Annotated in this window: 10 protein-coding genes and 1 other annotated feature; of the genes, 9 read left to right on the top strand and 1 reads right to left on the bottom strand. The window is 32.3% G+C overall.

The genetic code is table 11. The features are described from left to right. Positions 1 to 68: 68 nt before the first annotated feature. On the bottom strand, positions 69 to 1,568 hold the full coding sequence (locus tag BM120_RS06345) for an IMP dehydrogenase (RefSeq protein ID WP_091994213.1): 1,500 nt from the start codon (positions 1,566 to 1,568) through the stop codon (positions 69 to 71). Between the two features lie 159 nt (positions 1,569 to 1,727). Between BM120_RS06345 and BM120_RS06340 the strand changes: the two genes are divergently transcribed. From BM120_RS06340 to glpK, 9 genes are all read left to right on the top strand, one after another. After that, positions 1,728 to 2,300, top strand: coding sequence for a xanthine phosphoribosyltransferase (locus BM120_RS06340; RefSeq protein WP_091994325.1), 573 nt, complete (start codon positions 1,728 to 1,730; stop codon positions 2,298 to 2,300). Between the two features lie 34 nt (positions 2,301 to 2,334). Then, a complete protein-coding gene (gene fsa / locus BM120_RS06335; RefSeq protein ID WP_091994211.1) occupies positions 2,335 to 2,988 on the top strand; it encodes a fructose-6-phosphate aldolase in 654 nt (217 codons plus the stop codon). Positions 2,989 to 3,218: 230 nt separating this feature from the next. Next, positions 3,219 to 3,920, top strand: coding sequence for a hypothetical protein (locus BM120_RS06330; protein ID WP_091994209.1), 702 nt, complete (start codon positions 3,219 to 3,221; stop codon positions 3,918 to 3,920). Between the two features lie 311 nt (positions 3,921 to 4,231). Next, positions 4,232 to 4,447 (top strand): hypothetical protein, encoded by a 216-nt coding sequence (locus BM120_RS10880; protein ID WP_177187388.1) that lies wholly within the window; start codon positions 4,232 to 4,234, stop codon positions 4,445 to 4,447. Between the two features lie 94 nt (positions 4,448 to 4,541). Further along, positions 4,542 to 6,392, top strand: coding sequence for an asparagine synthase (glutamine-hydrolyzing) (gene asnB / locus BM120_RS06320; protein WP_091994205.1), 1,851 nt, complete (start codon positions 4,542 to 4,544; stop codon positions 6,390 to 6,392). 94 nt (positions 6,393 to 6,486) lie between these two features. Further along, on the top strand, positions 6,487 to 8,040 hold the full coding sequence (locus tag BM120_RS06315; RefSeq protein ID WP_091994203.1) for a fibronectin type III domain-containing protein: 1,554 nt from the start codon (positions 6,487 to 6,489) through the stop codon (positions 8,038 to 8,040). Between the two features lie 143 nt (positions 8,041 to 8,183). Next, positions 8,184 to 8,406, top strand: a binding site (T-box leader). A gap of 40 nt (positions 8,407 to 8,446) precedes the next feature. After that, on the top strand, positions 8,447 to 9,847 hold the full coding sequence (gene asnS, locus BM120_RS06310) for an asparagine--tRNA ligase (protein ID WP_091994201.1): 1,401 nt from the start codon (positions 8,447 to 8,449) through the stop codon (positions 9,845 to 9,847). Between the two features lie 247 nt (positions 9,848 to 10,094). Further along, entirely contained in the window at positions 10,095 to 10,994 is a 900-nt protein-coding gene (locus BM120_RS06305) for an alpha/beta hydrolase (protein WP_143076517.1), read from the top strand. 33 nt (positions 10,995 to 11,027) lie between these two features. After that, on the top strand, positions 11,028 to 12,542 hold the full coding sequence (gene glpK, locus BM120_RS06300) for a glycerol kinase GlpK (protein ID WP_091994198.1): 1,515 nt from the start codon (positions 11,028 to 11,030) through the stop codon (positions 12,540 to 12,542). Position 12,543 lies beyond the last annotated feature (1 nt).

The raw sequence follows: 12,543 nt of genomic DNA, 5'->3' as shown, positions 1-12,543 counted from the left end.
TCTGAAGCTTAGCCGTTTTTTAGCCTTTATCTATTTATCATTTCTAAAGCTTATCGGTCATTATATTTTTATAGGTTTCTATTATCCTTAAGCATTACATCATGAGCTCCACCTTCAACGATTGAAGTTGAAGAAACCAATGTAAGCTTTGCGTTTTTTTGCAGCTCTGGTATTGACAATGCACCACAGTTACACATTGTAGATCTAACCTTTGAAAGAGTCATGCCAACATTATCCTTTAAAGATCCCGCATATGGAACATATGAATCGACACCTTCCTCAAAAGAAAGTTTTTTGTCTCCACCAAGGTCATATCTTTGCCAGTTTCTCGCTCTTGCAGATCCTTCACCCCAATATTCCTTCATATATACACCATTTATGTTTACCTTGTTTGTAGGTGATTCATCAAATCTAGAGAAATATCTTCCAAGCATAACGAAATCTGCTCCCATGGCAAGTGCTAATGTAATGTGATGATCGTATACTATTCCACCATCTGAACAAATTGGGATATATATACCAGTCTCTTTAAAGTATTCATCTCTGGCCTTTGCTACATCAATAACTGAAGTTGCCTGACCTCTTCCAATACCTTTTTGTTCTCTAGTGATACATATTGAACCACCACCGATACCGATCTTTATAAAATCTGCGCCAGCCTCTGCTAAAAATCTAAATCCATCTCTGTCAACAACATTACCAGCTCCAATTTTCACAGTATCACCGTATTTTTCTCTTACCCATGCTATAGTTCTTGCTTGCCACTCTGAATATCCTTCAGATGAGTCTATACATAGAATATCAACTCCAGCATTGACCAACGCCGGTATTCTTTCTTCATAGTCTCTTGTGTTGATACCTGCTCCAACTACATATCTCTTTAGAGAATCGTGCAATTCCAAAGGATTTTCCTTGTGAGAATCGTAGTCCTTTCTAAACACCATATACATAAGCTTACCTTCATCATCCAAAACAGGTAAGGAATTAAGCTTATTATCCCATATAATGTTGTTTGCTTCCTTTAGAGTAACATTTTTATTGGCATAGACGATTTTTTCGATTGGAGTCATGAATTCACTAACCTTTGTATTTTTATCCATTCTACTAACTCTATAATCACGACTTGCAACTATGCCAAGTAATTTTCCAGTGCTAGTACCATCATCAGTGATGGCAACTGTAGAGTGACCAGTTTTTTCTTTTAGGTCTAAAATATCATATAATGTATTTTCAGGTGTTAAATTTGAATCACTGACAACAAATCCGGCCTTGTGCATTTTAACTTTAGTAACCATAGCAGCCTGATCCTCAATTGTTTGAGAGCCATATATAAAAGAAATTCCACCTTCCTTTGCTAGAGCAACTGCCATTCTATCATCAGAAACGGCTTGCATAACGGCAGAAACTAGTGGTATATTCATAGTAAGAGTAGGTTCTTCGCCCTTCTTAAATTTAACTACCGGTGTCTTTAAACTAACATTTGCTGGTATACAATCAGCAGAAGAATACCCTGGAACTAATAGGTATTCACTAAAAGTTCTCGAAGGTGTATCAAAATAAAAAGCCATTAAATTTTCATCTCCTTTTAAAATAGTGTTGTCCTATATTATATCAAATATTATATTTAGTTTCAAATAAAAAAATAAGATAGAAAAAAAACTTCAAATAGTTTATAATATAGTTGGATATAAAGTCATAAATGGAATGAAAATATGAAAGGAATTAATATGCAGTCCCTAAAACATAAAATTTTAACAGATGGTACGATAAATAGTCGCGATATTTTAAAGGTAGACAGTTTTTTAAACCATCAAATTGATGTTAAGTTTTTAAACGAGATAGGTAAGGAGTTTAGAGAGAGGTTCTACGATGTGAAAATAGATAAGATTTTGACTATAGAATCGTCTGGAATTGCCATAGCTACAACTACCTCACAGTATTTTGACTATGCTCCAGTTGTTTTCGCAAAGAAAAATGAGTCTAGCAATTTGGATAAGGATGTATACAAATCCAAGGTTTTCTCTTATACAAAGAACAAGCTATACGATGTTATGGTGTCAAAGCGATATATTTCGAGCGGAGAGAAAATATTGATTGTTGATGATTTTTTAGCGAAGGGTGGAGCAGTAATGGGATTAATCGACATCATTACTCAAGCAGGGGCAGAGCTTGTTGGAGTAGGAATAGTAATAGAAAAATCATATCAGGATGGAAGTATACTTTTGGAGGATAAGGGGATAAGAGTTGAATCTCTGGCATGTATTGAATCGCTGGAGAATAAGATGATAAAGTTTAAATAAAAATTTATATATAAAAATTATTTAGGAGGAAAAAATGAAATTTTTTATTGATACTGCCAATATCGAAGAAATTAAAGCAGCAAACGAATTAGGTGTAATTTGTGGGGTTACTACAAATCCATCCTTGATTGCAAAGGAAGGAAGAGACTTTACTGATGTTGTAAATGAAATAGTTGGAATAGTTGATGGACCAATAAGTGCAGAAGTGCTTAGCATGGATTATGCTGAGATGATCAAGGAGGGCGAAAAGCTAGCGTCAATTCACAAAAATATTGTTATTAAAGTTCCAATGTGTGAAGAAGGCTTAAAGGCTGTAAAGGAGTTTACAAAGAGAGGAATTAAGACAAATGTTACATTGATTTTCTCAGCAAGTCAGGCTTTGTTAGCAGCTAGAGCCGGTGCAACTTATGTAAGTCCGTTTGTTGGAAGATTAGATGATATATCTTTTGATGGACTTAGCCTAATTGACGAAATAACAGAGATTTTTGCAATAAATTCTATCGATACTGAAATAATAGTTGCAAGTGTTAGAAATCCTCTACACGTTATAGATGCTGCAAAGATGGGAGCTGATATCGCTACTGTACCATACAAGGTAATCAAGCAAATGATTAACCATCCACTGACTGATAGAGGTATAGAAGCATTTAACAAGGATATTGAAAAGGCATCTTTAAATATAAAGTAATTTTCCAAAATTTTGCCGTAGGTGATATATTGCCTACGGTTTTTTATAATTAAGTAAAAAAACGATCAATCGATTGATTTTATAAGTGTTATTAATGAAAAAAATATAGCTAAACTTATTACAATATGTAACCTTTGTAACTAAAATGTAATGCTAAATAACACCACTGTAATCAATATTTTTCATAAAAAGTGATATGATATAGATATAGAAGTAAAGGATGTGATATTATGAAAAAAAGATTATTTACAATTGGAATTTTAGTTACTAGCTTGGCTTTGGTTAGTCCTATTTCGGGAGCAGTGAATACAAATAAAAAACTTAATAGTGCAAATACTAAAGCTGATGTTATGTATGTCACAGTATCTGATAGTAATGCTGTCAATAGCAGAGAAAGTAGTAATGAAACTCCTGAGTTATTGGATAAGCAGAGTAGTGTAGTAGTCCAAAAGGTTGAAGAACGAGTTAATAAGGACTCTAATAGCATTGATTTGAGCAAAAAAACAATCTCAAAAAAGATTAATAAAAAGACTTACAAAAATGTAAAGGTTTATAAAAAAGCTGTAAGTGATGACAAAAATTCTGCAAAGAATGAGAATATCCAAAATATGGCTTCAAAAAGCAAGAATGAAAATGCAGAGGCTACTGCTGAAGCTAAAAAGCTTGATTCCTCAGTAGATAGTGTACAGAATAATAATGAAGATACTGCGTTGACAAAGTCACAGGCATTGGAAGCACTTAAATCAAAAAATTCAAGTGTCGATTATAATTACATGGGGGATGAAAAAGATTTTAGTGTTCTAAAAGAAAAAGGTCATGAAGGCTATGTATACCTACCTGATGCTCCTACTGATTTGGGTGTTTTTGTAGATAAAAATACAAAAGAGATGTATTATTTCCATCCATCAGGATATTTGGATATATATGAATAAAAATGTACTGTAGCTTAATTAAAAATGTATTGTAGATTAATTAAAAATGTATTGTAGATTAATATTGAAATTAATATTTTAAGCTTTAATAAAAGTTAATAATACTTATATAGGTTTGATTTTAAGACAATAATAAAATCAAGAAAATAAGAGATGATAGTAGAATTGAGAAGATGGTAATAGAATTAAGAATAACTTTTGAGCAGTTTCTGGCTAAAGAGTTATTCTTTTTTGTAGTCTTAATATTTGTTAATGTGTGGGAAAAACTATCTTCTTGTGATATAATATTAGTATTGAAAAAGGAGATAGATATGAGAAATAAAAAACAGCATTTAAACTCTTTTCTATTTGCTATTGGAGTTACAGGTATAGACTACATGATAAAAAGCTCTAATGGCAATTTTGAAAAACTATTTCAAGGCGAGATTGGAAAAGCTATTGTTTACTATGTGTTACTCTTTATTGTGACTTTTGTGCTTTGTGAAATAGTTTTTGAAAAAATAAATAAAATGAATAATAGAAAATAGACACTGATGTGTGTATCTTCATTTATCAATTGGTATGGTTTAGAAATAAATAAAAAATTAAGATAATAAATTTAGGTGAGGAGAATTTAATTATATGTGTGGATTTACAGCATTTTTTGATACTGTTGAAAACAAGAATGAAATAATTGACAATATGAATAAAAGGATATGGCATAGAGGTCCTGATATGTCAGGTAAGTACATAGATGATAATGCTGCAATGGGATTTGTTAGATTGAGCATATTGGACTTATCTGAATCTGGTGCTCAGCCTATGTATAGTGAGGATGGTAACAAAATTCTCATATTCAATGGTGAAATATATAATTATCAGGATATTAAGGATGATTTGATAGCCAAAGGATATCATTTTATAAGTGAAACGGATAGTGAGGTACTTATTCATGGCTATACGGAATATGGAACTGACTTGGTAAATAAGCTTAGAGGTATGTTTGCATTTTGTATATGGGACAAGCAGAATAAAAGAGTTTTTGGAGCCAGAGATCATTTTGGTATAAAGCCATATTATTTTTACAAATACAAAAATGGTAATGAGAATGGATTGTTGATTGGCTCTGAAATTAAAAGCTTTTTAGAACACCCATTTTTTAAGAAAGAATTGAACGAAAAGGCGTTAAAACCATACTTGACTTTCCAGTATTCTTCGCAGGCTGATGAAACATTTTTCAAGGGGGTTGAAAGATTGAAGCCTGGACATTTCTTTACTTTTGAAAATGGAGAAATGAAAGTTGAAAAGTATTGGGATGTCAGCTTCAATGACAAGCATCATTCAGTTGAGGAAAATATCAAAAAAATTCAATCAGTTATGGACGAGTCTATTAAGCTTCATAGTCATACCGATGTTCCATTTGGCTCATTTCTATCTGGAGGTATAGACTCCAGCTACGTAACAGCATGCTTAATGCCAGATGTTACTTTTTCGATAGGGTTTATGCAGGAGAATTTTGATGAATCAATCTATGCAGCTGAATTGTCAAAAATATTGGGGATAAAGAACATCAGAAAAACTATTACGGGAGATGATTGTCTTGGAAACCTTGAAACAATTCAATATCATATGGATGAGCCACAGTCAAATCCTTCGACTTTACCACTGTATTTCTTATCTAAGCTTGTAAGGGATAATGGTGTAATAGTTGTACTTTCTGGAGAAGGTGCAGATGAAATATTTGGAGGCTATGAGTGGTATGACGATGATGCTGGACAGAAAAAATTGAAAAAATTGCCTAACTTTATTTTAAAGCCAGCTGCTGCAATAGCCAAAGGGCTACCTGAATTTAGAGGAAAAACCACTTTGCTGAGAGCAGGAAGACCTGTTGAGGAAACATTTATAGGGGAGGCTTTGATATTTGATGAAGGAGAGGCGAAATCAATACTTAAGCCGAAATTCCAAAATTCTAGAACTGTTAGACAAATCACTCAACCTATTTACGATATGGTAAAGGGAAAGGATGATGTAACAAAAAAACAGATGATAGATATAAAGCTATTTATGGAAGGTGATATTCTCCAAAAAGCGGACAAAATGAGTATGGCACATTCTATAGAGCTTAGAGTTCCATTCCTTGATAAAGAGGTAATGCGTGTCGGTGAAGAAATTGGCACTGAGCAAAAGATTGCGAATGGAACAACAAAATACATACTTAGAAAAACTGCTGAAAAGAAATTACCTGAAGAATGGTATAAGAGAAAGAAGAAAGGATTCCCAGTGCCTATCAAGCATTGGTTTAGAGAAGAAAAGCATTATAATTTTGTTAAAGAGTACTTTAATAAGCCATATGTAGCTGAATTTTTTGAAGAAGAAAAAATAAATAAAATACTTGATGATCACTACAATAGTATATCAAATAATGCCAGAAAAATTTATACTATATTGGTATTCTTGGTGTGGTACGAAAGATATTTTATTAAGGAAAGCTAATATAAGAATTAATTCTAATTAAATTCATTCTATTAGAGTATTTTATTAAAGCATTTTATTAAATAAATTATTATAGTAGGAAGGAGAAATTTTTATGAAAAAGAAAAGTAACATATTAATTTTTATCCTTCCTATTTTGTTTATTTTATTGTCGATTGGATTAAAGCACGGATATGTTATGCCTATGATTAAAGGAATTGATATACGAATAATTGGTGGAACATTTATCACCAACCTTAATAAGTACGTTATTAAGGTTGGTGATGAGGTAAATATATCTGCAGGAGATTACATTGTTGTACCTTCCTTTGCAAAAAAACCTAATCTAAGGTTTGTAATATTGGATAAGAAAAATGTGCTAACCATGAAAAACAACAAGATAAAAGCATTGAGAGAAGGTTATTCTACGATTGGAATAATGAACAAAAATCGTGTCTTGAGAAAAGCTACAATAATGGTAGTAAACCCCAAAATTAATGATTTAAAAATCAATCTTGGATCAGATTTAAACTACTATGGAGATAGAACAAAAATACAAAGTGTAATTGACATTGAAGATTACAAAAAACTGGAAAAAGGGTATAAATTTAATTACTCAACTACAGATTCGAAAATATTAAAGATAGAGAACGACTATGTTGAAGCAGTTGGAACTGGAGAAGCAAAATTGATTTCGAGGTACGATAGAAAAGAGATTCAAAAGACAATAAGAATTTATCCTAGGGTTGATGATCTAAGTATAGATAAATACTTCGAGCTTGAACAAAATCAAAGTATTTATTTGAGTCCAAGTATTAAAACATCTCCGAACAATGAAAAATCAGAGATTAAATATTCTGTTCTAAACAACGTTGACCAATCGAAGTATGATGAAAATAAAAGAATTATAAATGGAGATTCTGGAATAGAAATGAGCTATGGTATCACAATTGATGCAAATGGAAGGGTCAATGCAAATAGGATTGGTACATATCAAGTAGAAATTAATTCTGGAAATAAAAAAACATACACATCTGTTTCTGTAGTAAAGCCTGAATTTGGCAATATTGAAATAAAAAATCTACAATACAGATTGAGGAGTGATAGTAGAACACTGGAAATCGGCTGGGATTTTTCTGAATATGTAAATACCTATAGAGTTTATCTAAAAAAAGGTGATGGAGAATTTGAGGCGTTTACAAATATTAAAGCATATAAGAGAAGCGTTCCAGTAGGCAATAGGATTTCAACAATATTAAAACTGGAAAAAAATCAGGACTACCAAATATATGTTGTGGGATATAATGGTGTCAAAGAAACGAAGCCTAGCAATATTGTTACTATTGAAAAAGACTTAAATGTAGAATTTCAGCATAAAAAAGTCAAGGGACTTGATTATAGCATAGACTTCGAAAAGAAAACAATTCATTTAAAATGGAAACAGCTTGACAATAAGCAAAAATATAAATACAGAGTTTATTATGTAAACAAGAAGCTTCAAGATGAAAAATATATATTGTATGCTAAAAATATTGAAAAAAATAATGTGACATTGAAATTAAAGGATGGAAGTATTAATTATGAATTCTTTGTGGTAGCCATTAATTCAAAAGGTCAAGTGTCAGATTTTAGCAAAGCCTTGCCGGTGTACACAAGCCTAAGTGATTAGGAGAAAAACACAATTTTTTCGTCAAATTTATTATATATTATAGTTGACAGTAATTTTATTCGTTGATATACTATATTGTATGTATTAAGTTAATTTTATATATGTGGATACTGTTTTTAGGTTCATATAAAAAACATAAATACAATATTACTGTGAAGAGAAGAGTAGTTGTTGATCAATTTTTACAGCGAGCTAGTTGTGGTGAGAGTCTAGTGTAATATCAATAGTGAAGAACATCTCGGAGTTTCAGTCTGAAAGGCATTTTGCTTATTAGGATTTGACGTTTGGACACGTTATAGTCTGACTAAGAGATCGATTTTTCGATAATTAGGGTGGTACCGCGATTTAACACACATCGTCCCTTTGAGGATGCTGTGTGTTTTTTTATATTTAGGAGGAATAAGAAATGCAAAAGAAATTTTTAGAAGTAAAATCACTATATAGAAATAGTGATGAGTATTTAGGTAAAAGTGTGAGCGTTGCTGGATGGATAAGAACGTCTAGAATTTCAAAAAGCTTTGGGTTTATTGAATTGAACGATGGTTCATTTTTCAAAAATCTTCAAATAGTGGTTGATGAAAATAATCTTGATAATTTTGCTGAAATATCGAAGCTACCAATATCTTCATCATTATTGATAGAGGGAGAATTAGTAAAGGTAGACAATGCAAAAAATCCAATAGAGATTCATGCTAAGAAAGTGATAGTTGAGGGAGAATCAGATTCATCATATCCACTACAGAAGAAAAAGCATACCTTTGAATATTTGAGAACAATAGCCCATCTAAGACCGAGAAGTAATACCTTCTCTGCAGTTTTTAGAGTAAGATCAGTAGTTGCATACGCAATACATAAATTTTTTCAGGAAAGAAATTTTGTTTATGCACATACGCCGATTATAACAGGCAGTGATGCAGAGGGAGCAGGGGAAATGTTTAGAATAACGACTTTGGATATGACAAATCCTCCGCTAAATAAAGACGGAAGCATCGATTTTAGCCAAGATTTCTTTGGCAAGGAGGCCAATCTTACCGTTTCTGGTCAGCTGAATGGCGAAATTATGGCTCTTGCTTTTAGAAATATATATACTTTTGGACCTACTTTTAGAGCTGAAAACTCATATACTGCCAGACACGCATCTGAGTTTTGGATGGTTGAGCCTGAAATAAGCTTTGCTGATTTGGAAGACAATATGGAATTGGCTGAAGATTTAATTAAATATATAATAAGCTTTGTTCTGGAAAATTGCCCAGAAGAAATGGCATTTTTTAATAGCTTTATTGATAAAGGATTACTGGATAGACTTGATAATATAGTAAGCTCTGATTTTGTTAGGATAACATATACAGAAGCTATAAATTTGTTATTGAAGTCAGATCATTCTTTTGAGTATCCTGTAGAATGGGGTTGTGATCTTCAAACTGAGCATGAAAGATATATTACAGAACAGGTATACAACGCACCAGTGTTTGTAACTGATTATCCAAAAGATATCAAGGCATTTTATATGAGAGCCAATGATGATGGAAAGACAGTTAGAGCCATGGATCTTCTAGTACCAGGTGTTGGAGAAATAATTGGAGGTTCTCAGAGGGAAGAAAGATACGAGGTATTGATGGATAGAATAAAAGAAATGGGTCTAAAGGAAGAGGATTATTGGTGGTATCTTGAGCTTAGAAAGTTCGGAACAGCAACTCATTCAGGTTTCGGATTGGGATTTGAAAGAATTATAATGTATTTGACAGGTGTTTCTAATATTAGAGATGTAATACCATTCCCAAGAACACCAAAAAATGCCGAGTTTTAGAGATTGATATAGTTCCATCTGCTTTTTAAATAAATTGAGGAATGGAATATAATTTAAAAATACAAAAAGCATTGATGATATATGAGTATAAAGTGTGTTATCAATGCTTTTTGTTATTAATATTTTCCTTTTATTAAGCATTTTTATTGTTATGGAATTTTTAAGATATTAAGAGTAGTATTTATGGTATAATTTAGATAAGATAAATATAATGAATTGTATAATTATAATATGGTGGTGATATTTGTTGAGGGAAATAAAAGAATCGAAGCTGAGGATTAGAAAAAATAAGAAGGATAGTAGTATAGATACATTGAATATTACTATGGAGCTAGAAAAGACATTAAATATAAATCAGACCTTGGAATTAGAAAAAGAAAAAATAAAAAAAGAGAGAAAGCGATTTGTGTTAAAGCTTATACTCGCTCTAGTTGTTGTGATTTCAATAATTTCAAGTATTGTGTATGTAATATGGCTAAACAAGACATATAAGGTCAATGAATATGCCAACCATGCAATGATTTCAAGTTATGGTGTAGATATTCAAAAATTGGAGGGCTCTACCTTCTTTTTTACCAACAATTCAAATAAGGGTGATATTGGTATTATCATTATTCCAGCAGAAAGGGTTGAGCAAAAGTCATATGCAAGGTTTTCCAAAAGTTTGGCAAAAAAGAATCATCAAGTTTTCGTACCAAAATTGACATTGAATTCTGCAATGTTTTCAAAAAATAAAATAGAGGAAATTTTTAAGAAACACGAGGATATAACAAAATGGATTGTGGTTGGACACTCAGATAGTGGCAATATGGCACTAAAAATTGCTGCAAATGAAAAAAAGGTAATAGGTGCTGTATTTTTAGGAGCATATGTGATTGGTGATGATTTAAAGCTAATAAATAAACCATCCTTATTGGTTTGGGGAACTAATGATGGAATACTTGATTTTTCAAAATTTAATGAGTTTAAGAAAAATCTACCGGATAAGACATTTTTCCATGAGATTGTTGGAGGAAACAATTCCAATTTTGCGGACATACAATTGCTAAATAACGACAACAATGCAAATATATCAAACGAAGAACAGCAAAATCAGGTAGTTGAACAAGTTCAAAAATTTATTGAAAATATTTATTCTCAAAAATAAATAAAAAATACACTTGATGCTGGAGGTGGTTTTATGGAAGATATAAAAAAGAAATACATTATGGCACTTGATGCAGGTACTACAAGCTGTAGAGCTATTCTGTTCAACGTCGATGGAACAATCCATAAATTGTCACAAAAGGAATTTAAGCAATATTATCCTGACGATGCTTGGGTGGAGCATGATGCACTTGAAATATGGGGAACTATGATGGGGGTAATGAGAGAGGTTATAGAATTCTCCGGAATATCACCAAAAGAAATTCATTGCATAGGGATAACGAATCAAAGAGAAACAACTGTCGTCTGGGACAAAAATACCGGCAAACCGATTTATAATGCCATAGTTTGGCAGTGTAGAAGAACTGCTCAAATGTGTTTAGAATTTGAAGAAAAAGGGCTTGGAGAAATGATAAGGCTAAAAACAGGTCTTCCTATAGATGCCTATTTTTCAGCCAGTAAAATAAAATGGATATTGGATAATGTAGATGGAGCAATAGAAAAAGCAAATAATGGTGATCTGCTGTTTGGGACTATAGATACTTGGTTAATTTGGAATCTTACGAGAGGAAGGTCGCACGTAACTGATTATTCGAATGCTTCAAGGACTATGCTGTTCAATATAAATGATTTGGCTTGGGACGATGAACTACTAAAACTTTTTGGAATACCAAAAAGCATGCTGCCAGATCCAATGCCTTCAAATTCCATATTTGGTCACATAGATAAGGAAATGCTTGCAAGCTCTGAAATTCCTATTTCAGGCTGTGCAGGAGATCAGCAGGCATCTTTATTTGGACAGAAATGCCTTGATATTGGTGATGTGAAAAATACCTATGGAACTGGATGCTTCGTAATGATGAATACAGGAAAAAATATCATAAGATCTAACAACGGTTTGATTACAACTATTGCATGGGGTATTGGCGACAAGGTTCAATATGCTCTTGAAGGAAGTATTTTTGTTGCTGGGTCGTTGATTCAATGGCTTAGAGATAATCTAAGAATGTTAAAAACTTCTGAACAGAGTGAAAAGTATTCTACAGCGGTTGAAGATAACAATGGCGTTTATGTTGTTCCAGCTTTTACAGGGCTAGGAGCACCATATTGGGATATGTATGCCAGAGGTACAATCATGGGCTTGACAAGAGGAGCAACAAAGGAGCATATTATCAGGGCTTGCTTGGAATCTATAGCGTATCAAAGCAAGGATGTGATTTTGGATATGCAAAAGGATTTAAATTGTCCTATAAAAAATTTAAAGGTTGATGGTGGAGCCAGCAATAATGGTTTTTTAATGCAGTTTCAAGCTGATATATTGGGGATTGATGTGAAAAAATCATATTTATCCGAAAGTACCGCACTTGGAGCAGCGTTATTGGCAGGCTTGGGCTGTGGAGTATACGAAAATTTATCTGAAATTAGAAGAATGTCATTTGACGAAAAAAATTATTTCCCTGATAAAAATAGAGAAAAGTACGAGGAATATTATAATAATTGGTTAAGAGCTGTAAAGAGATCTCTTAATTGGAAAAAGGAATGTGATTAGA

It is taken from the genome of Peptostreptococcus sp. D1 (assembly GCF_900112955.1).
In the GTDB taxonomy this organism is placed as follows: domain Bacteria; phylum Bacillota; class Clostridia; order Peptostreptococcales; family Peptostreptococcaceae; genus Peptostreptococcus.
Note: the sequence above shows the minus strand (reverse complement) of the source record. Positions and strands in the feature narration are given on the sequence as shown.

Excerpts from the sequence above, each read along its gene's own strand:
- BM120_RS06345 (WP_091994213.1), bottom strand. The coding sequence starts at position 1,568 with ATGGCTTTTTATTTTGATACACCTTCGAGAACTTTTAGTGAATACCTA.
- BM120_RS06340 (WP_091994325.1), top strand. The coding sequence starts at position 1,728 with ATGCAGTCCCTAAAACATAAAATTTTAACAGATGGTACGATAAATAGT.
- fsa (WP_091994211.1), top strand. The coding sequence starts at position 2,335 with ATGAAATTTTTTATTGATACTGCCAATATCGAAGAAATTAAAGCAGCA.
- BM120_RS06330 (WP_091994209.1), top strand. The coding sequence starts at position 3,219 with ATGAAAAAAAGATTATTTACAATTGGAATTTTAGTTACTAGCTTGGCT.
- BM120_RS10880 (WP_177187388.1), top strand. The coding sequence starts at position 4,232 with ATGAGAAATAAAAAACAGCATTTAAACTCTTTTCTATTTGCTATTGGA.
- asnB (WP_091994205.1), top strand. The coding sequence starts at position 4,542 with ATGTGTGGATTTACAGCATTTTTTGATACTGTTGAAAACAAGAATGAA.
- BM120_RS06315 (WP_091994203.1), top strand. The coding sequence starts at position 6,487 with ATGAAAAAGAAAAGTAACATATTAATTTTTATCCTTCCTATTTTGTTT.
- asnS (WP_091994201.1), top strand. The coding sequence starts at position 8,447 with ATGCAAAAGAAATTTTTAGAAGTAAAATCACTATATAGAAATAGTGAT.
- glpK (WP_091994198.1), top strand. The coding sequence starts at position 11,028 with ATGGAAGATATAAAAAAGAAATACATTATGGCACTTGATGCAGGTACT.